This window comes from Streptomyces dioscori, from assembly GCF_003024195.1.
GTDB lineage: Bacteria > Actinomycetota > Actinomycetes > Streptomycetales > Streptomycetaceae > Streptomyces > Streptomyces dioscori.
In genome coordinates this window covers 119,329-140,712 of record NZ_KZ679041.1, presented here as the reverse complement: position 1 = coordinate 140,712, position 21,384 = coordinate 119,329, and the positions used below count along the sequence as shown (strand labels likewise).

At 69.7% G+C, this 21,384-nt stretch carries 16 protein-coding genes and 2 pseudogenes; 4 read left to right on the top strand and 14 right to left on the bottom strand.

What is annotated here, in order from left to right; translation table 11 throughout:
- Nucleotides 1-24 precede the first annotated feature (24 nt).
- Genes C6Y14_RS11900 through C6Y14_RS11875 form a run of 6 tightly spaced genes read right to left on the bottom strand, consistent with a single transcriptional unit; the run spans nt 25 to nt 9,411 of the window.
- Nucleotides 25-3,501, bottom strand: a complete 3,477-nt coding sequence (locus C6Y14_RS11900) for a hypothetical protein (RefSeq protein WP_107016572.1) — start codon at nt 3,499-3,501, stop codon at nt 25-27.
- Nucleotides 3,501-4,571 carry a protein kinase family protein gene (locus tag C6Y14_RS11895; RefSeq protein ID WP_107016571.1) on the bottom strand — a complete coding sequence of 357 codons (1,071 nt, stop codon included), beginning with the start codon at nt 4,569-4,571 and terminating at the stop codon, nt 3,501-3,503. The genes C6Y14_RS11900 and C6Y14_RS11895 overlap by 1 nt, the downstream gene beginning before the upstream one ends.
- Complete coding sequence (locus C6Y14_RS11890) at nt 4,568-5,590, bottom strand: NYN domain-containing protein (RefSeq protein ID WP_107016570.1); 1,023 nt, start codon at nt 5,588-5,590, stop codon at nt 4,568-4,570. Before C6Y14_RS11890 ends, C6Y14_RS11895 begins: the two co-directional genes overlap by 4 nt.
- Nucleotides 5,587-7,188: a VWA domain-containing protein gene (locus tag C6Y14_RS11885; protein ID WP_107016569.1), complete on the bottom strand. Its 1,602-nt coding sequence runs from the start codon at nt 7,186-7,188 to the stop codon at nt 5,587-5,589. The genes C6Y14_RS11890 and C6Y14_RS11885 overlap by 4 nt, the downstream gene beginning before the upstream one ends.
- Nucleotides 7,185-8,654, bottom strand: a complete 1,470-nt coding sequence (locus C6Y14_RS11880; protein ID WP_107016568.1) for a SpoIIE family protein phosphatase — start codon at nt 8,652-8,654, stop codon at nt 7,185-7,187. Before C6Y14_RS11880 ends, C6Y14_RS11885 begins: the two co-directional genes overlap by 4 nt.
- Nucleotides 8,655-8,658: 4 nt before the next feature.
- A complete protein-coding gene (locus C6Y14_RS11875; RefSeq protein WP_159074213.1) occupies nt 8,659-9,411 on the bottom strand; it encodes a hypothetical protein in 753 nt (250 codons plus the stop codon).
- Between the two features lie 476 nt (nt 9,412-9,887).
- Between C6Y14_RS11875 and C6Y14_RS11870 the strand changes: the two genes are divergently transcribed.
- On the top strand, nt 9,888-11,027 hold the full coding sequence (locus C6Y14_RS11870) for an FHA domain-containing protein (RefSeq protein WP_107016566.1): 1,140 nt from the start codon (nt 9,888-9,890) through the stop codon (nt 11,025-11,027).
- A gap of 295 nt (nt 11,028-11,322) precedes the next feature.
- On the opposite strand, the gene C6Y14_RS44920 is transcribed toward C6Y14_RS11870, so the two are convergent.
- Together C6Y14_RS44920 and C6Y14_RS45840 are read right to left on the bottom strand one after the other, a co-directional pair.
- Nucleotides 11,323-11,772: a P-loop ATPase, Sll1717 family gene (locus tag C6Y14_RS44920; protein ID WP_225891025.1), complete on the bottom strand. Its 450-nt coding sequence runs from the start codon at nt 11,770-11,772 to the stop codon at nt 11,323-11,325.
- Between the two features lie 115 nt (nt 11,773-11,887).
- A pseudogene (locus C6Y14_RS45840) lies at nt 11,888-12,379 on the bottom strand (P-loop ATPase, Sll1717 family); the annotation flags it as partial.
- A 674-nt stretch (nt 12,380-13,053) separates the two neighbouring features.
- On the opposite strand from C6Y14_RS45840, the pseudogene C6Y14_RS11860 reads away from it, so the two are divergent.
- Nucleotides 13,054-13,236: pseudogene (locus C6Y14_RS11860) on the top strand (CorA family divalent cation transporter); the annotation flags it as partial.
- Nucleotides 13,237-13,708: 472 nt separating this feature from the next.
- Here the strand turns inward: C6Y14_RS11860 and C6Y14_RS11855 are convergent.
- The 4 genes from C6Y14_RS11855 to C6Y14_RS11840 all read right to left on the bottom strand — a co-directional run bounded on the left by C6Y14_RS11855 (nt 13,709) and on the right by C6Y14_RS11840 (nt 17,269).
- Nucleotides 13,709-14,434, bottom strand: a complete 726-nt coding sequence (locus C6Y14_RS11855) for a mycothiol-dependent nitroreductase Rv2466c family protein (protein ID WP_107016565.1) — start codon at nt 14,432-14,434, stop codon at nt 13,709-13,711.
- A 60-nt stretch (nt 14,435-14,494) separates the two neighbouring features.
- Nucleotides 14,495-15,571 carry an NADH:flavin oxidoreductase gene (locus C6Y14_RS11850; protein WP_107016564.1) on the bottom strand — a complete coding sequence of 359 codons (1,077 nt, stop codon included), beginning with the start codon at nt 15,569-15,571 and terminating at the stop codon, nt 14,495-14,497.
- Nucleotides 15,572-15,965: 394 nt separating this feature from the next.
- Entirely contained in the window at nt 15,966-16,346 is a 381-nt protein-coding gene (locus tag C6Y14_RS11845; RefSeq protein ID WP_107016563.1) for a hypothetical protein, read from the bottom strand.
- Between the two features lie 356 nt (nt 16,347-16,702).
- Nucleotides 16,703-17,269, bottom strand: coding sequence for a TetR/AcrR family transcriptional regulator (locus C6Y14_RS11840; protein WP_107016562.1), 567 nt, complete (start codon nt 17,267-17,269; stop codon nt 16,703-16,705).
- Between the two features lie 83 nt (nt 17,270-17,352).
- On the opposite strand from C6Y14_RS11840, the gene C6Y14_RS11835 reads away from it, so the two are divergent.
- Together C6Y14_RS11835 and C6Y14_RS11830 are read left to right on the top strand one after the other, a co-directional pair.
- A complete protein-coding gene (locus tag C6Y14_RS11835; protein ID WP_107016561.1) occupies nt 17,353-17,727 on the top strand; it encodes a MerR family transcriptional regulator in 375 nt (124 codons plus the stop codon).
- A 532-nt stretch (nt 17,728-18,259) separates the two neighbouring features.
- The gene (locus C6Y14_RS11830) at nt 18,260-19,462 is read left to right on the top strand and encodes an MFS transporter (RefSeq protein ID WP_107016560.1); all 1,203 of its coding nucleotides are present in this window, start codon (nt 18,260-18,262) and stop codon (nt 19,460-19,462) included.
- A gap of 197 nt (nt 19,463-19,659) precedes the next feature.
- On the opposite strand, the gene C6Y14_RS11825 is transcribed toward C6Y14_RS11830, so the two are convergent.
- Both C6Y14_RS11825 and C6Y14_RS11820 read right to left on the bottom strand, forming a co-directional pair.
- Nucleotides 19,660-19,962 carry a carboxypeptidase-like regulatory domain-containing protein gene (locus C6Y14_RS11825; RefSeq protein ID WP_107016559.1) on the bottom strand — a complete coding sequence of 101 codons (303 nt, stop codon included), beginning with the start codon at nt 19,960-19,962 and terminating at the stop codon, nt 19,660-19,662.
- A gap of 10 nt (nt 19,963-19,972) precedes the next feature.
- A complete protein-coding gene (locus tag C6Y14_RS11820; RefSeq protein ID WP_225891024.1) occupies nt 19,973-20,848 on the bottom strand; it encodes a trypsin-like serine peptidase in 876 nt (291 codons plus the stop codon).
- Between the last annotated feature and the right edge of the window lie 536 nt (nt 20,849-21,384).

The following is a 21,384-nucleotide window of genomic DNA, read 5'->3' as shown; positions in this document are numbered from 1 at the left end:
AAGAGGTATTCGGCAAGAGCAACGTCATCGGGCGGGCGCGCTGCTCCACAGTCTGAGCAGGATCCGCTCCGGATGCTCGCCGCTGGCCAGCATCCGAGCCGTGCGCGACCAGGTTTCCGGTGGGAGGCCGTAGCCGGTGACCAGGCCGTAGAGGGTGGGTCCGGAGCCGGGCAGCATCAGCAGCTCGCCAAGTAGGCGGGCCTCGGCCGGCGCCGCCTCGGTGGCGAGGACCAGGTCCAGCGCGTCGGAACCGAACCGCTCGACCAGCGCGAGCCCGTCCTCCCCCGCCGCCAGCAGCCAGGGGGTGAGTACTCCGGCGCGGGCCCCGTGCTTCGCGCGCTGCTCCACCAGCAGCCGCAGTACGCGCGGTCCGGAACCGCCGGCGAGCAGGGGCAGCCAGCGTGGGCCCCAGACCGACACCTCCTCGGCGCTGCCCGGCAGGCGCTGCTCGACGACGGCCGCGGTGACCGCTACCCGCGGGCCGAACCGGGCACCGGCCTGCAGCACGGACTCCAGGGAGCGGGCCGCCAGCTCGCTGGTGAGCGGTGCCAGTTCGGCGAGCATGCGGCGCTGTTCGGGGCTGAGGCCGTGCCGCTCGGCGAACTGCTGTGCCACCACGCCCAGTCCGTCGCGCAGCAGGGTCCGCAGCGCCTGTGCGGGGTCGGCGGCGGACAGGATCAGCGGCAGTTCGCGGCGCGCGCGGGGATCGAGGGTGGCCTCGCGCTCGACGGCGTAGAGCCGCAGCAGGGCGGTGCGCTGGTCGGGGCTACTCAGGATGGCCAGCAGGGGCAGCAGGACCGGGTCGGCGGCCAGTGCGTCGGCCGTCTCCGGAACCGCTCCCGGGCCCATGACGGCGGCGGCGACCCGCTGCTCCAGCCGGGGCCCGTACACGGCCCAGGTACGGATCTTGCCGGGGCGGGAGATGACGTTGCCGAGGGCCCAGTCCAGTTCCTCACCGCGCCCCATCTGCCAGCGCGACCAGGCGACCGCGGCCGCCGTGTCCAACGGCTCGGTCTGCTCGGCGTGTTCGAAGCCGCGTTCCTGGAAGGCGGTGAGGACCTCGTCCGCCGTACGGCCGATCCCGTCGGCATACCCCTTGATCCGGCTCATGGACAGCTGGTCCAGCCCGAGTTCCAGGGCGTGCCGCAAGCCATCGGTGCCGTACTCCGCGAGGGCCGCTCGGGTGTCGGGGAAGCTCGCGACGATCTCGGCGATGTCCAAGGCGCCCTGTTCGGCCAGCCAGCGGGCGGAGAGGGCCGGGTGGGCACAGACGACCGGCCAGTCGGCGGGAGCCGTGCCGAGCAGGGCGCGCACCGTGTCGTGCCCGGAGACATCCGCGTCGGCTGCGATCTGGGACAGCACGCGGGCGTCCACCGCCCCGGTGACGTCTTGCTCCACGACCTGCACCCAGCCCAGACCGAGCACGCCCAAGTGCTGGGGCTGGCGCAGCCCTTCGAGCAGCCGCCGCCACATCTGTGGGGTGTACCGGGCCAGGAGGTCCAGGTCATCGCCCTGGAGGTGGGGCCTCAGCAGGTCGAGGAGTTTCGGGTCCTCCAGACGGCCTGCGAGGAACTGGAGGCTCGGGGCGGGGATCTGGGAGAGCAGTGAGACCAGAGTGTCGTCCATCTGGGTGACAGCGGCCGCCAACCGCTCCGGCACCACCTCGGGTACGGCCGTGCACAGCCGCCCGTACAGGCCGACGCGGCGGATGCCGGGGCGCTGCCGCAGCGCGTCGTCCATCGGCAGCGCGTCAGGACCGACCGGTCGGCGAGCGTCGAAGATGTCGGCGAGCCGGCCCGCCACGGGCAGCAGACGGCGCGTGGCCTCCCCGTACAGGTCCTCCTCTGCGGGACCGAGCAGCGCCGACATCAGGCAGTCCCGGAAACCGGACCGGGGCACGCCCGACAGGGCCGTCACCAGTCGACGCATTCCGGCGTCGTCGAGTTGACGGTTGCGTTTGCGCAGGCCGGGTGCGTTCTGCCGGGCCCGGACCGCCACCAGTAGCTCGGTGTTGGTGCCGAAGCAGTCGGCCATCCGGTCCAGCAGCGTGCCGCGCTCACGCGGGCGCATGCGGTCGGCGCCGCCGAGTTTGAGGGTCCAGCCCGCGGCGAAGGTACGCCGGCGGATTGCCTGGCCGGTGCTGCGCCGGCGTGCGGCCGGAACACTCGGGTCCTGGAGGATTTCCTCCGTGTACTGTTCCAGGGCCGGGTCCGTGAGGTACGGCAGTTGGTCGGCGCGCATGCCAGCGATCTTCGACGCGGTCAGCGAGAGGTCCTCGGGGTCGACCTGCTCGACGCTCCGGGCGCTCTCCCTCTGGACACGGCGCAGGTCGGCGGCGCCGATCCGGCCAGCGATCACCACGCGGGCGTGCGACGCGGCCGACGCGACCAGGCAGACCCGGTTCATCAGCTCGTCCGGCCGCACCAACACCCAGCCCGCGCCGGACAGCAGTGTCGCGACGCGTGTGTTGAGCCGTCGGTCGTCGAAGGCGGCCAGGGCGATCACCTTCGGGCCGTGGTCGTGCAGCAGGGCCAGACGCAGCGCCTCGGGGTTGATCTCCCGGCGGGAGCCGCCGCTGTACTGCGCCACGTCGTCGTAGAGAAGCAGGGCCCGCGCCTCGCTGATGTCGGCTTCGGCGTGGGCCTGTTCTTCCTCGCGGGCCTCCCGGGCGAGGGTGTCGGCGAGCCGACCGGGCCGCAGTGCCGGGACGCGGCGGAAGCCGGCCGCCCGCAGATAAGCGCCGAGGTCGGCCGGGCCATCCACCGAACCCCAGGCGCCGGGCGGCAGTCCGCAGGCCATCCAGCCCGCGAGCCGCGTCAGCGCGCGGACCTGGACCTCCCGCCACCGGGCGAACGCGTCCTTCCCGGTGCCCGCAGTCGGCAGGTCACTGCCGAGCAGCAGCGCGGTCGGCAGCGACATCCCCTGGGCACCGGGCATCCGGCCCTCCGAGGGGATGTAGCCGTGCCGGCCGATGCCCGCCATCATCATCGAGCCGGAGTTCACCACGAGGTGGTCGGGCGACAGCTCGATCGGGACAAATCCGGCGCGCGCCATGTCGTCCAGAGCGCGCCCGAGCGGAACCAGTGTCCGTAGCGCCCCAGTCGGCGTCCAGCGGTGCCCGGCGGCCAGCATGGCGTCAAGGTCGTCGCGTTCGCGCAGGGCGCGCAGCGGCACGGAGGAGGCGCCGGGGGCCCAGGCCGTGATCAGCGCGGGCGGTAGACCGGGGTGGTCGACCAGGTCGAGGAGGGCGGGCGTGACGGGGTTGCCAGCGGCGAGCAGTGCGGCCGCCTGACCGCGTTGCCTGCGGTTCGGGAAGACGCGCAGGGCGCCGTAGACGTCCTCGTCCTCGTCCTTGACCATGCGGGTGGCCCGGATCTCGGCGGCGGCCGCCGAGCGCAGGTGTCCGGGGCGCAACTGCACGGTGTGCGGCTCCCAGAAGCGCCCGGAACGGCCGGGGATACGGGTGAGGAGCATGCCGTGCGTGGCGTTGGCGGTGGTCATCAGGACCGGCCTCCCAGCGTGCGGAGCGCGGACTGCAGGACGGTGGCGCTGCGCGCGCGGGCGAGGTCGATACGGACCCGGTCGACGGTGGCCAGCCGGAACTTGCGCGCCGACAGACAGGTGGCGAGGGCGTTGGTGAGCACCGGTCCGTAGCCGAGGGAAGTGAGGTATTTCCGGCCGTGGGCGCTCGCCTCGCGGTCCTCCGCGTACAGCTGGCGGTACTGCTGCGCATCGAGCCGTTTCAGCGCGGCCGCGTGCGCGAGGGTGGCGCCAAGCATGTAGATGTCGAACCGCACGTGTGCCTCGCGCAGCTCGCCAGCCTCGTCGGAACCTTCCTGGCCGGGAGGCGCGTACGCCTGGGTGGTGGTGGAGATGTGGTCGCCGACCTGTACGGCGGCGTCGTAGTCGATCAGCACATAGCGTGCCGGCGGGCCGAGGACGAGGATGTTCTCCGGCTTGATGTCGGCATGGATCCAGCCCTTGGACGAGGTCCTGTCGCTGTGCCGTTCGCGGTGCAGGGCGGCGAGGGTGTTGCACAACTGCTCGGCCAGGTCCAGGAGTTCGTCCTCGGTGAACCGACGCTGTTCCTCGGCCCTGACCTCGATGTCCTTTTGCAGGTTGCGCGAGGCGCCGCCCCGCTGGCCGATGAACTGCTGCACCAGGAAGCTCTCTGGCGGGACCGGATCCGGATGCCGACTGGCGGCCGTCAGGGATGGGGAGGGCTGTGACTCCACGCTGATGACGACCGGGCACTGCTGGGTGAGCTGAGTGGCCTGGCGGACGGCCTTCAGCCCCTGCCGGCGTTGGGCCTGCTGGACGGACAGGGCGTTCTGGACCAGGCGGGGGTCGTCCAGGGCCGTCTCCGACCACCACATGCCCTTGATCACGACCTCGCCGCCGGACCAGCGGTCCTCGGCGAGCACGATGTATCCCTGCCCCGCCGTGGCGAGCAGGTCGCGCGTGACGAACCTGCCGTCCGCACCGAAGTCGGCGGGGATCCAGGCCCTGCGCGGCGAGCCGTGCTCGTCGCCGGTTTCGGCCTGGATCCAGCCCGGTGTGAACCCGCTCACTGATCCCCCCCGAAACCGATGCGCAGCCGGACCGTGCCCGGCCCGAGGTGCACTTCGTCGCCGTCCTCCAAGGCGTACGGCAGTGCGGTGGCGAGCCGGCCGGACTTAGGCCGACCTGCGAAGTCCAGCTCCGGGTTGAGGAACGAGGCGTTCTGGTCCTGCTCCGGGACGTGCTCGACCAGTGGCCTCCCGTCGTCGTCCAGAAAGATCCGCACATGGGTGCGGGATATCTCGTCGACCTGGTCCCGGCCGAGATCCTCGGTGACGTCGGTGATGTCGGCGCGGCTGCGCGTGGCCCTGCCCAGGGTCAGGCCGTCGGACGGCACGGTGATCGTGCACCGGACCGAGTAGCCGTGCTGGACCGTCACCTGGACGGGCCCGCCGTCGAGGTCGTCGAGCAGGGGCGGTTCGGCGATGATCTCGACCGCCTCGTAGCCGCAGGAGAGGCAGTACCAGCGGGTGCCGTCCTTGTTGACCTGCCGGGGCAGCAGCACCTCGCCGCCGCGCAGACAGCCGCCCAGCCCGGAGGAGCAGCGAAACCGCTCCTCGGCGTCCTGGCGCAGCAGGCCCGCCTTGGTCAGCTTCTTCTGCCGGTCGCGCTCTATCTCCTCGTCGCTGGCCACGCCGAGCTGGCGGGGGCTGAACATAATCTGCCCGCGCATCCTGCGCACGCTCCACACGCGCGACCCGTTGCCCTGGAGCCAGGCGTACTCGCGGCGCGCGTAGCGGAAGTTGTCGCTGGAGACGATGGCTGCCTCGAACTGATCGGCCAGCGCGAGGATCCGGTCGTCGGCGTCGCCCTGGTGGACCTCCAGCCAGTGTTCTTGTTCGGCCAGTTCGACGAGGTGCTGGTCGTCGAGGACGGGCCGGACGCTGGCGTCGAGGACAGCCACGGCAGTGGTACCAGGGTTGTGGCGCATCCATGCCTCCCGTACATCGACGACCCGCGAGAACGGCCAGGGCCTCTTTCTGGTCGCGGCGACGTTGGAGGCGTCGATGATCACGCCGGGAGCGCTCATTCCGGACCCTGCCCGGGCGCCGGGGGCCGGGTGCGCGCGTCCGCACCGTCGCCGTACGATCCACCGGAGGCCTCGCCGTGCGGGTCGCCTCCGGACCCGCCGCCGTGGACGCCGCCTCGGTAGACGCCGTCGCGGTACGAAGCGCCGCCGTAGGAACTCCCGGCGTACGGGCTGTCGGCTGCCGCGGCCCCGTACGCACCTGCTTCGTCGTCATCGTCGTCGTCCAGGCTGCGTCGCCGGCGGCGGGCCCGGATCTCGTCAGGCATCTCCACCGGGATGTCCTGGAACCAGTCCCGCTTGTTCCTGGTGGAGCTGCGGCTGGACGTCGCACGCGACTCGTTGAGCACGTCCTTCGTCTGCAGACCCTCCCGCAGACCGCCGCTCGCCTGCTGGTAGGCGGCCGCGAGATCGGGGGCCTGGACGCGGCGGGCGCGTTCCACGCCCTCTTCGAAAATCCGCTGCCGCTCACCGTCCGAGTCGGCCGCGGCGGCACGGTCGCTGATCTCCCGGTCCAGATCGGCGGCCGCGACCGCGCGCGCGTACTCGGGTCGAATGTTCGGCGCCAACGGGTTGTTCACCGTCCGCAGTTCGAACCTCCCCGGGATCAACTCCCGCGCCTCGGACCCCGATCCGATCCGTCCGGTTGCCTTGAGCACGGGGACCGATCCCGCACTGACCCGCCCGGGCGCCCGGAGTTTCAGCGCGAAGAACGGCTGTCCGTCGTACCCCTCGGCGATGGCCCCCAGGGTGAGACGGACCTCGCTGGGGCGGCGTCCGCCACCGTCGGCCAGGACGCCGTCGAGCCGGCGGCGTGTCGGGTCGATCTGGTAGACGCCCAGCACCTGGAAGTACGGGTTGATCTCCAGCGACAGTTCGCCGCTGCCCACCACCACGTCTCTGCCGTGCGCCGCGAGGCGCGCCGCGATCTGCTTCATCTCGTCGGCGGCGTTGGTCCGCGAGGCAACGTGATCGGCCCTCCCCGTCGTCGTGAGCCCCGCCAGGAGTTCGTAGTCGGCGCCCGCGCCGATTCCGATGACGTCGGTGTGCAGTTCCCGGTCGGCGGCATCCCGGGCGATCGTGGCCAGTCGCCCCGGATCGGTCTCGCCGAAGTTGGGCAACCCGTCGCTGAGCAGCACGACCCGGCGGGAGCCCGCCCGATGCTGTTCCAGTCGTTCGTACGCGCTGTGGAGGGCGCCGTCGATGTTGGTCCAGCCACGCTCGTTCTCGGGGTTGCCGTCCCAGCTGCCCTTACGCAGCAGCTCCCCCGCGGTGCCGGAGAAGCGCAGTCCGGAGTTCTGCGCGAAGGTGATCACGTCGACACGGGCGCCGTGCGGCAGCGCGGCCGCCAGTTCACGGACGCCGGAATGTGCCACGTCCTTGCGGCTGAGGTCGTCCGGGTCGCTCTCGTCGGCGAACTCCTCGGACTTGGAGTCGGCCCTGATCGCCATCGACCAGCTGTCGTCCACAGCGATGACGTAGGCGACGCCGTCGCTGACCCGCGAGGTGCGGCGCAGCACGGGCGGCGCTATCGACACCACGAACTCCTCGCCGATGTGCGCCTCGTGGCGGTCGGCCGCGATCTTGATGTCCTCGGTCATACGCGTTTCGCCTCTCCGATCGCACACACCAGTGCCGTGGCGTTGTCCCAGCCGCCCAGAGCCTCTGCCCGCTGGACGAGAGCGGCGGCGAGCGCGGGGGCGGGCGGGCGCCCCGACGCGTCGAGTTGCGTGGCCAGTTCGGCGAGTACCGCTCCGAACCAGCGCTCCCGTCCCGATTCCGTGGCCCCGTCCGAGGCGAGCAGGAGGAGGTCGCCCGGGGCCAACTCGAAGATGCTGTGGGCCCATCGGCCCAGGCCACCGCCCCCGCCGAGGAAGTTGACCAGCGAGGACTCCTCGCCCTCGGCGTCCGGGCTGCCCCGCAGCAGCTCCGCGTAGCCAGTGTGGGCCGGAGTCAGCTTCCAGGCAGCGTATGGCAGTTCGCGCCCCCGGGCCGTTCCGTGCGGCTCGTCGCGCGGCGGGGTGCGCAGCGGTCGTACGAGCCAGGCCTCCGAGTCGCCGACGGACACCACCGACGCCGCACCATCCGGGCGCACGGTCGCCAGGACGGCCGTGGCGCTGCCCTCGGTGGCGCGGCCGACGGCCGCGTCGAGTTCGGCGACCAGCTCCCGCGGCGACAGGTCCTCCTCCCTCGCCCAGCGGCGCATGGCCTGCTCCAGCGCGGCCCGGGAGGCCCTGGCGCCGGAGCCGTCGCCGTCTCCCGTCACGCCGTCGAAGACGGCACAGCGCACGGTGCCGGACGGGCCGCGCAGGGCGCTGGCCGCGTCCTCGTTATCGGTGGCCGGGTCGCCCTTAGCCTTGCGGGAGCCCACCGCGCTCTCCTGGTAGCAGGTGGCCGAGACGCGGCCCGCCGCACGGCGTCCGAGGGCCTCGTGCAGCGGCGCCATGCCGACGGCCAGCCCCTGGCGCAGGTCGTGGCCGAGCAGTCGGCGGCAAACGGCGTCCAGGCCGGGCGGGAAGGTGCCCGCGAACACGTCGAGCAGGTTCAGGGCGTCCCGCAGGTCGAGGCAGGGCCGGTCGGCAACCGCGTCCACCAGCGCCTGCACGAGGGCGCGCCGGTCCCGCAGCTGCGGTGCTCCGTCGCGCCGGTCGCGCAGCTCGATGCCGCCGTCGAGGTCGTAGCGCGGCAACGCGGCCACTTGCCAGCCCTCGTACACGTCGTGCCGTACAGACTCGGTGACCAGGCAGCCGGGGCCGACCCGGGCCAGGGCGGCGTCCACCGTCGGCCACAACGAGGGCAGTTCGTCGAGGAGATCGGCACGGTCGAGGCTGTCGTGCTCGACGATGCCGTCCCGCAGGGTGGGCGCCAGTTCCTGGTTCCAGCGCACGGCGATCTCGGGGACGGCGACGGCCATGAACTCGGGTGCGTCCCCGTCCGTGTCGGCTTCCTGGGCCGGTTCCGGCGGCAGGGGGGTCTCCACGGTGTCCTCAGGGTCCGAGGTGCTTGAGGTGCTTGAGGTCTCGGAGGTGTCCTCGTCGGCCGGGGTTCCGCTCAGCGGTGACTCCATCGCGTCATGCCCCCTTGAATACGAAGGTCAGGACGACCGCGAGCACGGCGAGCACGCCGACCAGCACGAGGCGTTGTGCGCCCGCGCTTTTCGCCCGGTCCAGCTCGCGGGTCATGCGCGTCCGCTCGGCCTCCGCCTGCCGGGTCCGGAGCTGCCATTGCTGCTGGGCCTGGTTGAACTGGTCACGGGCCGCGGCAATCTGCGCCTGGGCGGCGGACACCTGCTGGACGGCCTCCTGCTGGGTGCGCCGCACCTCGCTTTGCGCCTGCTCCTCGCGGATCCGGGCATGCCGTTCGGCGAGCTCGGTTCGTTCCGCCAACTCCCTTTTTGCCAGGTTTAGTTGAGCCTCAGCCCGGTGCGCCGCGGCGGCGGCCTCCACGCGCACCCGCTCGCGTTCCTCCGCCACCGCCCGGCTCAGCACGGCGTCCAGGTCGGGCCCCTGGCCGACCGGGAAGGGTGCCGCCCGGAAGGGCTCGGTGGCGGACGACGGCTCGAGGTCGGAGTAAAGCTCGGCGACGGACGTGGTGGCACCGATGGGCGGTTCGCCCAGCGACAGCGGTACCGGGCGCACGGTGAGCCTGGCGGGGTCGACCACCGTGACCGGGCGCCACCCGCTGAAGCCGTCGGGCTCGCCGTCGTACACGGCGGTGACCGGACAGCCCGAGCCGAGGACCGCGACGGGGCCGTCGACGTGGGCCCACAGGGTCTCGCCGACGGTCAGCAGGGACGCGACGACCTCCGGCGAGGGCGTCGACACACCCGCCGGAGGGGAGGGCGGCGATGGCGCGCTCGCGGCGGAGGGGGCGTCGAAGCCCCAGCCGGGATCCGCGTCCACTGCGGGTGAGGGGGACGGGCCGGTCCCGGGTTCGGGCTCGTAGACTCCCCAGACGGGATCCGTGTCCACGGCGGCCGAGGGCGACCGGCCGGTTCCGGGTTCGGACTGGGGTTCGGGCTCCGGTTCGTAGAATCCCCACTCGTGGTTCGCGGCCGATGGAGACGACGGAGACGGAGACGACGGCGGACCGCCTCCCGACGGCGGCGACTCGTCCACGAACGAACCCCACTCGGACACAAGCGCCCCCACGGTTCAAGTCCAGCTCGCCTACACCGGCGCACCCGTTTCCCCAACGGGTGTCCACGCGCTACGCGAATCGCCAATAATGGCCCCTCGTAAGGTAATTAACATCACATCAGCCCGCCGCGTGGGCAGTTTCGAGGAATCGGGGCAAACCTGTGGAGAAGCACCTGACGGCGGACTTCGAGGAGGCATGCTTCCTCGTCGACCTGTCACCCGTCGTGCGCCGGAGGGACATCGGCGAACCCGGTCTGCGCTCGCTGCGCCGGCTTACCCTGGTCGTCGACGCCGCCGCGGAGCTGGCCCGCGACCCGGACGTCAAGCTGTTCCTGGTGGCCGACCGCAGTCTGCGCGCGGGCGGCCGCGACGAGTTCAACGATCCGGCGGACGTGCGCGTGCTGCGGGACTGGGTGCGACGGGGCCTCGTCGAAGAGCTAGAGGACGCCGACGGGCGCGTCCTGGAACTGTGCGAGATGACCGGCATCCCCGTCATCACCTACGACTACTACCGGGACGCCCGCGTGGAGTTCCCCTTCCTGCAGGGCAACACCGACGACTTCCTCCAGCCGGTCCCCGGTCCCGACGGCACGGTCCGACTCACGCCCCTGGACATGGGCGTGGCGAGCGACGCGCAGATCTCCCGCAAGTCCGAGGAGACGGTCCTGAAGAAGCAGGGCCTGCTCGGGCCGCGGCACGCCCCCCGCTCCGAGGTGGTCCGCCGCAACTGGCGCTGCCCGGACCGCCGATGCACGCTCTACAACACCCGCAAGGGATCGTCCATGATGCTGCCCCGCATGCGCGGCGGCGTGCCGACCTGTGACCTGCACAGCCTCGCGCTGGTCGACGACGGGCCCCGCACGGCCACGGCGCAGGTGAAGCTGGTGCTCGACGGCGCCTGCTTGGCGCGCTTCACGCTGGAGGACGGCTCGACGGTACGGATCGGCCGCCGCCCGGGACCCGGGGGCATCGCCCTGCACGGCCTGGTGCCCGACGAGCGTGCCGTCGGTATCAGCCGGGCGCACGTGGAACTCCGGGTCACGGGAGGTGTCGTACACGTCGAGGACCTGAGCAGTTACGGCACCCGCTGGCGGGCGACCGCCGGAAAGGCGGGCCCCGGGCTGTGGCAGGACGTCGCCAAGGGTTCGCGGCGGGAGTTCCGCGGCGGTGACGAACTGGAACTGACCGAGGGGGTCGTGCTGGCCCGCAGCGGACGCCGCTTCCCCACGGAGCTGGCACAGGACTGGCAGCGGCGCACGCCGCCGGAGGAGGCTTCGGGGGCGGTGACACGGATGTACTGAGGTGGCTTGGTCAGCCCCCGAGTCGTCAGCCCCCCCGAGCTCGATCCCTGGCCGCTACCCACCGCACCGCCAGACGTGCGGAGCAGGGCCCTCGCCTCGTCCTGTAGACGCCGGGTCACGGGGTGGCCGACGAGTCCGGTCCGAGCCAGCTCGTCGGCGAGGACCTCGAACCGCCTGGCGACGTCGGCGAATTCAGCCGAGGTGGGATGGCGTATCCGCTGTTTGCGAACAGTGGGAACAGCGACCGCATGAAGGGATGGTTGACGAGGTACTCCTTGGCGAGATCCTGCAGCTTTCAGCGGGAAAAGCGCCCGTACGCCGCGAGCACGTCCTCCTCCGTGATGGCGAGCCCGCCCCGCTCGTCGGCCACGCTCCGGCAGGCGTTGAGGAATTGGATCGCGTCCCTCGGGCGCGGCAGGGCGCGCGCGAAGAGGTACTCGGCGGTCGGCTCGCCCCGCACGCTCGGCGGGAACAGCTGCTCCCACAGCTGGTCGGCTGTGAGTTCGGCGTCGAGTGAGGCGCGGGCCCTAGCCAGCGCAATGTCCTTGAGTCCGTCGTGGGTCCAGGTGATGCGGATCTCGTCGCCGTGGAACTTGTCTCCGTCGCTGAAGTCGAGAGTGTCGTAGATGTCGGCGCGGATGAACAGGGCGGTCCGTACGGCCCGGCCGTAGCGGCCCGTCACGTGCTTGGCGGCGAGCAGGAGCCCGGTGACCAGGGCGTGGCTGTCGGCGTCGACTGTCCACACCTGTTCGAGCTGGTCGACGAGGAAGAGCAGCGGGGGGCGTTGCCGCGCAGCCGATGGCGGCGAAAGCGGCGGCCACCCCGTCCTCCAGCACCTCCAACTGGCGGCTGGCACGCGCCCCTTCGGAGGCACCGTTCACACCAAGGGCGGCCTCGACGCCGAACGCCTTCAGGGAGAGATTGGCCGACTGGAGCCCGCGCGCGCCACGCCGGAGCCGGTCGTAGAGGCGTGCGTCGTCCAACTCGCCGTTCGCGCGCAAGAAGACGCGCAGGGCGCGGACCGCCGGTGGCGGGCGGCGGCCATGTGCGGCGCGAGCGTGCAGGGTCAGATGGCGAGCCGCGTGGACGGCGAGGACGTACCGCCAGATCAGCGACTTGGCGGTGTCGGCGGTGACGCCCTGGAGTTCGAAGCGCCGGATCTCATCTCCGGCCGTGTCGTCGGGGGTGATCAGGACACACGCACCCGGGTGGCCGTCCGGGGCGGCCAGTCGTCGGCAGATGGCACTCTTGCCCGCGCCCTTGCGGCCGATGATCAGGGACTTCCGCCCTGAGAGGACCTCCCGGTAAGCGTAGTTAGGCCGGAAGACGGCGCCGTTCAAAAGTCCGTCCACCAGATCGTTCTCGGCGTCGTCCCGCCCGAAGAACAACTGCCCGACCACACCAATGCCCTCGCCCACGGTCCCCCTTGCCGCTCCCTCACCTGCCGTCCTCGTCCAGGGTAAAGGTGCGGACAAAGGCGGGAGGTCGGGTTGGACGAGACGAGGGTCGATCGCGGACGGGCCGCACCGGAAGCGTCCCACCGTGTACAAGGATGCCGCCAGCGTTCCGGCCGTCCCTCACCCTCGACCAGGCCGGTCGACGGGCAGCCGGACCGAACCATCGCGGTACAACACGCCCCGCTACCACCAAGATCCGGACCACACGCGGGCCAACTCCCGACATTGAACCCGTCGGACCGATACCCTTGCTGGTCAGAAGGTTGTACCGCCTGCACCACCAGCAGACGAAGAACCTGCTGGCGGTCTCCGCCTTCCCCACCAATACCAGTCACTCACCGTGCCTGAAACCGTGCCGCAGGTCGTCCGACTCCTCAGCGCATCCAGCGCGCCAGCACGGCCAACTCTGGGGAGAATCTGGGGAGTATGAGCGGCGCTGGGGAGCGCCTGGGGAGAATGGGCTGCATAACGCGGGACGAATCTGAAAGACACTGAAACATGCATCGGCGCAGGTCAGAAGCGCGGATATCCGTATAGACGCAGGTCAGTGCGTCTAGGTAGGCAACTTCAAGAAGATCTCGTCCTGGGCGGCGATCCTCTTCGCCCCCACACTCGTAGGAACCATCTACGGCATGAACTTCAAGCACATGCCTGAGCTTGGCTGGAGCCTCGGCTACCCCTTCGCGATCGGCCTGATGGGGGTTGTTTGCGCCAGTCTGTACGTGATTTTCAAGCGCCGCGACTGGCTCTAGGCCAGGCAGTAGCCCCTCAGGCCCTTCGCTCGGTTTGCTCTCGCACCTCCCGAAATCAGGGCCATAACGGGCTCTGGGGAGTCGTTGGGGAGGAGTGATGCGGGTGGTCTCCTCACCCTGCCTGCAGCGGGCCTCTCACCGTGCAGCGCACCGATGATGTTTCCGAAGGGAAGGAAGCAGAGGGTCGTCACGTGGACGACGTCCGTGCCGGCCGCGAGCTGGAGGGCTGCAATGATGCCGCTGTCGTGGTCGAGTTGATGCGGCGCCTCACCATGTGCCGATCGATCCACCGAACAGGCCTTGTGTCCTCGTCTACTCCGCACGCCATCAACCCCGGCCTCATCTCACGGACCGCCCTGTCCGCACCGAGCTCCCGCTGCACGCCCCCGCTCGCCCTCGCGCCCGCGCCCGGCGTGTATCGCCCACTCCGCATCGGGAGCCGGGGCCGGTCGCCACCGAAGCGCCCCTGCCCCTACTTCTTGAGTCGGCGGCTTCCCGTGTGCCAGTCCTCGGTCCTGCCCATCTGCCCTGGCGTCACCCCGAACGAGGGCAGTTGCGGCCGCTCGCGCAGACTGCGCTTGAGCTCGGCGAAGCCTGGGAATCGGGCGAGACCGATGACGTGATCCCACAGCACCCCCGCCTGTTCCTCGTCGGGCAGCCGACTGATCACCGGCCCGAAGAAGGCGACGCCCTCGGGCGGCTCGAAGTGCACGATCGGTGTGCCGACGTCCTTGCCCGTCAGCGACAGCGCTTCGTCGGACTCGGCCTGGATCTCGACGTCGCGGGCCGTGTCGTCGAGTGCGTCGACGAGCGAGGTCGGGAGGTCGGCCTCCGTGAGAGCCTCCGAGACGAGGACAGGGTCGGCCTGCCACCCGGGGGCGCGCCCGTCGTCGGGGCCGGCCTCCATGATGCGCGCGCCGAAGGCCTGGTAGAGCGGTCCGGTCACCTCGCGACCGTGTCTCTCCCGGGCCGCCGAAGCCACCCTCAGCAGCCGCAGGCCCGCCGTGTGCTGGGCCTCGTACTCCGAGGGGAAGTGGCTGTCGTAGTCGAGGTGCGAGTTGATCAGGCGCAGGGAGATGAACCGCCACTCGACGGTGTAGTCGCGCTGTGCCTGAACCAGCCGAATCCACTTGCTCGTCATCCATGCGAAGGGGCAGACGGGGTCGAAGTAGAAGTTGATGTCGGCTTTCTTCGTCATCGGGTCCACAATCCTGGGTCGGGTGTTTTCCTGTGCGATGGGTGCTGGAACGGCGCCGGTTCAGTAGACCAGGGTCTGCCATCCCTTGACGTAGTTGATAAAGCGTTCGCTCAGTCCTCCCTCCCGCAAGTACTGCGCCGTCACGGGAAGTTCCGGACTCTCGTACAGCGGGTCGGACTTCACCCGCCGGGGGAAGTCCCGCTGGAGAATGCCGGCTCGGCCGATCAGTACGAAGTCGCAGCCCTCCTCCAGCAACTGCCCAGCACGTCGGGCGCTCCTGACCTTTCCCGCGGCCCCCACGCGCACACCCTTTCGGGGAAGGTCCGTGAAGACGCTGAGCATCGTCTTTCCACGGAACTCCCCCTCCTGCACGATCTGCGCGGAGTCCCACAGGGCAAGATCGAGGTAATCGATCAATTCCTGATCAAGGATCTCGGTGACGATCTCGCGCAGTTCCGCCAGACGCAGCCCGTAACGCTCGACCGACAGACGCCATCCGATCTGGAATTCGGGACCGCACGCCTGGCGAATCCCTTCGATCACCTCGATGGTGAGGCGTGCTCGGTTCTCGGTATTTCCGCCGTATTTGTCCGTACGGTTGTTGAGCAGGGGGGACATGAACTCTGACAGGATCCATCCGAAAGCGCCGTGCACGGAGACGCCGTCGAATCCCGCCTTCTCGGCCCTGACCGCCGCAGCGATGAAGCTGTCGCGGATGCCCTCCACCTGTTCCGTTGCGAGTGCTTTGACACCCGGCACCGTGTCGCTGGAAGCCGGAGCCGGAACGCCTCCCAGTTCCGGACGGGCGCGGTGGCCGGCGTGGTGCAACTGCACTGCCGACAGGGCCCCTCCTTGCCGGAGCGAAACGGCCATTTCGGCCAGGCCGGGAAGATGCTCATCACTGTGGATTCCGAGCTGGCGCACGAATGCCTTGGCGCCGGGTTCGACGGTGGCGGCAGCGGTCTGGATCAAGGCGTAATCACCTTGCGCGAGCTGCCTGATCCACTCCTGATCGATTGCGGACGCGGAACCGTCGTGTTCACTCTGCTGATTGGTGAGCGGCGCCAGCATGAACCGATTTCGCATGGCAGGGCCGTGCGAAAGGGTGAGCGGATTGAACAGATCTGAGACTGACATCAAGACTCCTGGTGGTCGTGGATGCGAGGGCACAGGCCGGAGGGATGTACTACGCCGCGCCCCACGTCATGCGGCGTAGAGGGCGTCCTGGGCGGTCGTCGCACGGATCCGGCATCCGGCCGCCTCGTCTCGCATCGCCGGCACCTTCGCGGAGCCTTGCCCAAGGGACCGAGGGACCGAGGGACTGAGGGACCGAGGGAACCGTTCCGGTGGCCGTCCCGCAGCGTGCGGGACGGCCACCGACAGCAAGGGAGCATGCCCTTCCCCCACATGGGTCGGGCTGGGCGATCGACCGAAGCCCTCCACCCGTTCCGGCCATTCCGGCCATTCCGGTCCCTCCCGGAGGTTCACACCGCTCTGCCGCGCTCCATGAGCGGCGGAAGGCTCCGTGGCATCAGAAGGTCAGGATCCGGTAGCCGGACTCCACCAGTTCCCGGATGCTCGCGACGCCCGGGGTGCCGGGCGCCTGGTTCTGGCCGATCTGCTTGATCCCCTCGTCCTCGATGCCCTTGTTCGCGCCGAAGACGGTCGTGCAGCCCGAGGAGGCCACCGTGGCAACCTGCTTCTTCACCGCCGTGTAGAGCTCGTGGGCGGGGTGATCCGAGTCGGCCAGCACGGCGGGCCAGCGCGTGCCGGTTCCCTGGAACAGCACCAGCGCCTCGCCTTCCTGCGCGAACTCCCAGGCAGTGGCGAGGGCGTCGAAGACCCGCCCCAGCGCTTCGTCAGTACCGGTCGACGGGTCGGACAACACCACGACTGCGGTCTTGCTGCTCATTGCACACGCTCCTCAAAGGTCGTACGAGGTGGACGACTTCATTTTTACCGTACGTTCGGTAACTTTGCAAAAGTGTCCTGCGCCACATTCGTGAAGGCGTGTGTCGCGTTCCTGGGCTCAGCTCTTGCGGCGCGTTCGGTGGAGAGCGGCCAGCGCCCGCAGGGGCAGCCGTGCACGACTCACAGGCCGCCCATCGACATCAGCGCATGGGCGGCCAGTGGATGAGCGGCCAGTGGATGAGCGGCCAACGCATGGGCGGCCACCGTGCGGCAGCTGCCGAGGGGCTACGGGAGGAAAGCCCGCGCCGGAATCCCGCGAACATCGGCGCTCGGCTTCCGGCCCCGCTCGGACAAGACCTAGTCCCGCTGGGGCGCCAGAAGGGTCGGCAGAAGGGCCACTGCCGCTGTGAAGGGCTCCGTGTCACCCAGCACCCGGGCGAGCACCAAGGCACCCTCGATCCGCAGGAACACGTCTTTGGCGACGCGCCGCGCGTCATCGGGGCCCCGACCCGCGCGCTGCGCGGCTTCGGCCATCGCCTCGATCCACGTCACGGCGAGCGAGCGGGCGTGCTCGCGAACCTTCTCCGGAGCGCCCGCCAGCGTCATGGTGTCGAGGACGCACGACAACGCCCCCGCCCCGTAGAAGTCACTCAGCCGGCGAGCGGTCTCGTCCATCCCCTGCGAGACGTCGGACTCCGTCCGCAGCGGTTCCAGGATCCACAGGAAACGCTCGCCCACGGCAGTGAGGACCGCCTCCGCGATCCCTTCCTTGCCGGCGGGGAACCGGTGGTAAAGGCTCGCCCGCTGCAGGCCCGAGGCCGCCGAGAGGTCGCCGATCAGGGCTCCTTCGAAGCCCTTCTCCCGGAAGACGGGCATGAGCAGGTCGAGTAGTTGAGCCTCGCCGATGGAGGGGGGACGCGCCATTCTTCAATGTTACCGAACTTTCGGTAATGTTGAAGGCGAGGCCGATGCCGGCCGACGTGTGACGTTCAACCGCAGGGGCGAGGATGAGGATCAAGGAGCTTTCGGAGCGGGTCGGTGTGTCCACCCGTCTTCTGCGTTACTACGAAGAGCAGGGTCTCCTCGCCCCGCGTCGTGAGGAGAACGGCTACCGGTGCTACGAAGAGGCGGCCGTGGAGAGGGTCGGGCAGATTCGCGGTCTGTTGGGGGCGGGGCTGACCACCGAGATCATCCGTGAGGTCCTCCCGTGCTTGGCCGCCGCCGCGTGTTCTCAGTACGGCGACCCCGATTTCGTTCGCCGGATCGCAGCAGAACGGGACCGGCTGCGGGAGCGCGTCACCGTCCTGACACGGAACCTGAACGCTCTGGACGACTACCTGAGCGCTGTGTCCCGGGGTGCGTCGTCCGCCGATGCCGCCTGACCGTGCACGAAGGTCAGGCGCCGATGCCTCCTGACCGTGCACGAACCCATCCTGCCCGTGCACGAACTCATCGAGCACACGGTTGGACGTCGCCGGATCCTCCAGACAGGGAAGGTGTCCACTGCCGGATAGACGACTGATCGTCACCTCACCGGCGAGCGAGGCCAGTTGATCGGTGGACGACGACGGGACGAGGCGATCCCGCTCCCCCACGATCAGCTGCACGGGAACGGTCAACGCACGGAACTCCTCCACCACTCTCCAGTTCAACAGCGGTCACTCGGTGGACGGATGCGGCCGGCTCGTCGTTCGCTCGGACCGGCGGCGCGCGACCCACGTTCACACCTTCACATCAATGAGAAGGCAAGCCGTCCACCCCTCCGAAGAGCCGCCGGTGGCGCTGTTTGCCTTCACATTGATGTCAAAGTTGCAGGATCCTCCACGTTCCGCAAACGCGGTGCACGCAAATGCGGTGCACCGAAACGTGGCAGGCCGTCGAGCTTCGGCTCCGGCCTGCCGGGAGGAAGCAGAAATGACCAAGGTTCAGGACGCGATCCCACATGCGCGGAGAGAGGAGCGCCTCCCCGTCGCGGCTCTCGTCGCGCTCTTCACAGCAGGTTTCATCACCACGCTCACCGAGGCCCTGCCCGCGGGGGTGCTCCCCGAGATGAGCCGTGCGCTCGGTGTTTCCGAATCGATGGCCGGGCAGACAGTGACCATCTACGCCGTCGCCACGATGCTCACGGCGATCCCCGTGGCGGTCGCCACGACGAACTGGCCCAGACGACACCTCCTCGTCGTCGCGCTCATCGGATTCCTCATCGCCAACCTCGGCACGGCCATCTCCGTCGACTACACGGTCACGATGGTGGCGCGGTTCGTCGCGGGCGCGGCGTCCGGTGTCACGTGGAGCATCCTCGGCGGCTACGCGCAGCGCATAGCTCCGGACGCGTTGAAGGGCAGGGCCATGGCCTTCGCTTTCGCCGGTACGCCCGTCGCGCTCGCCCTGGGGGTTCCCATCGGAGCGTTCCTCGGTCAGATGGTGGGCTGGCAGGTGACCTTCGGCCTCATGTCGGTGCTGAGCGGGCTGCTCATCGCCTGGGCGATGTGGAAGCTGCCGAACGTCCCCGGCCAGGAGGCCGCCGAGCGGTTGCCCCTTCGCCACCTCCTGCGCATCGGAGGGCTTCGCACCATCCTGGCCGTCACGGGCGTGTACGTGCTCGCTCACACCATCCTCTACACGTACATCGCGCCCGTGCTGGCGGGAGTCGGGCTCGCGGACCAGGTGCAGTGGATCCTGCTCACCTTCGGTATCGCCTCGGTCCTGAGCATCTGGCTCACCGGTGTGTTCGTCGACCGGCACCACCGGCTTCTTGTCATCCTCAGCACGGTGTTCTTCGCCGCGGCGGCGGTGGCACTGACCCTCTGGTCCAGGAACGTGGTCGTGGACCACGTCGCGGTGACCGCATGGGGACTCGCGTTCGGCGGGGCCGCGACCCTGTTCCAGGGGGCACTGATGACAGCGTCGCGCGAACACGCCGACGCCGCCCAGCCGTTGATGGTCACGATGTGGAACGGCGGCATCGGACTCGGCGGCCTGATCGGCGGCATCCTCCTGGCCGGCCTCGGATCCGCGTCGCTCATGATCGCGGTTGCGGTCCTCGTCGTCTTCACAGTGATCGTCGTGTTCCTCGCACGCACCCACGCATTCCCCGGACCCCGTGCACGGAGCTGAGGACTCGCCCAACCGGGGCCCCGTATCGAGCCGTTGATCGTCTCGGCCTGCACCCGGATTGACCCGCTCCTGCTTCTCGGTGTGGGACAGGACCAGCTGGACGGCCTGCGATCCTCCATCGGTCGTCGGCGGCGTGGGCCGCGGCGTGACGGCGGAGGCAGCCCGTGACATACCGGGCCTGCGTGGATGATGGCCGGTCAGGGGCGCGCTGTAATGGTCAGTTCTACATGGGCGGAGGTTGCCGTGCCTGTTGGTGCGGCCACATGCACGGCGGCTTCTGCGGTGCTGTACGGGCCTTGGAGAGTGTCGGCCCGGCAGGTGAGGGTGTAGTTGCCGGGCATGGGCGCGCTGAGTGAGAACGCGCCCATGTCGTTGGTGACGGCAGCGATGTCCGGCAGTGGCCGGGGACCGTCGGTGAACACGACGTGGGCGCCCTCCACCGGTTTCCCTGAGGTGTCGCGTACGGTGCCGGTGATTTCCACTGCTTGGCTGCTGCTCACTGGATCTTCTCTACGCCTTCCAGGTCACGTAGTTGTTGTAGACGGGTGTGGTGAACCTGGTGCCGGAGTTCACGCGGGCTCCGCCGTAGGCATGGATGGCGAAGCCGAAGCGATCGCTGTTGTCGACTCGGTAGACGGAGCTGCCGCTCTGGCCGCCGGCGGTGTCTATGTCGTAGTACACCTTGCGAGCGGCGACGGAGTCGATGCCGCGCGCGGCGTACCAGAGGGTTCCGGCCGCTTTGTCGCCCGGGTATCCGGCGATGTTGCCGGTGGTTTTGAGCAGGTCGGAGTCCGACCAGACGCCGAAGCCGAACCAGCCCACGGTGGAGCCGATGTCGGAGGGTGTGATGATGGCGCCGTAGTCGAAGTTCTCGTCGCCGTTGTCCGTCCAGCCGGTCACGGACCGGAAGTTGGTGCAGGTGATGCTGCCGAACGGCAGCGACGCACCGTTGCGTCCGGGCATGACCTGGATGCTCTGGGCCCAGCCGTCCCGGGCCGCCACACCACTGCCCTTGATGTACACCACATGGCCCGCGGTGGCGATGGTGTGCGGTCCTATGAGCCAGCCGGTGCCCTGGTAGCGGACGTTGTCGCGGGTGGTGATGAGCAGGTAGCAGTGGACCCGCCACGGATACACACTGGTGTCAGTGATCTGTACGCGGTCGTCGGGTCCGTGCACCGTCTCCGGCAGAGGCGGAGGGGCGCCGAAGGACGCTTCGCCGATGTCGGGGAACGGCTGACTGGGGGCCGACCATGCCTCCGGTGCGTAGTGCTCGGGGCGCCGGTAGCCCTCAACCTGCTCCAGACCCTCCCCTGTCGCCTGCTGCGTGTCGCCCTGGGTCCCCTGTGAGGCAGGCTGCAGGACCGCCTCCTGCTCGGGGGCCAACAGCCCTGCACCGTAGGTGGATTCACTCGACACAGCACTGTGTGGATCTTGCGGCATTCTGGATCACCCGGCCTCTCTCGAAGCTGCGCTGTAGTGCCTGTCAGAACGCCGCGGCCGCAACGTGGAGTACTGCACATCCTTCTACTGCCGTTCGAAAGCGACGGCAATCCACCTTTCGCGCCGACCCGCCAGCGCGTCTCTCCCGCAGGAAACAGTTCCGCCATCCACAAGCGGAAGGACGTCCAACGCGCCAGATGTCGTGCCTCACCCCGATGACCCCCCGCAGTCCCTGACACCTTGCCGCCGCCCGTGCACTCGAAGCCAGGCACACCCCACTGCCACAGCGCCGGATCACCCCGCTTACTGAAACCAAGGGCATACCTCAACCCCGCTTCGGCCCTTTGATAGGCGGCAGACAATCGTGTGGTGTGCCCGATTTCCGCCCCTGCGCGCGCCAGCCCGAACGAGAGACGGAGTCGCTGCTCCTGACCCGGCGTCCGGCGTGGTCCCGTTTCTCCTGCGCGCGGGCGGTGCGG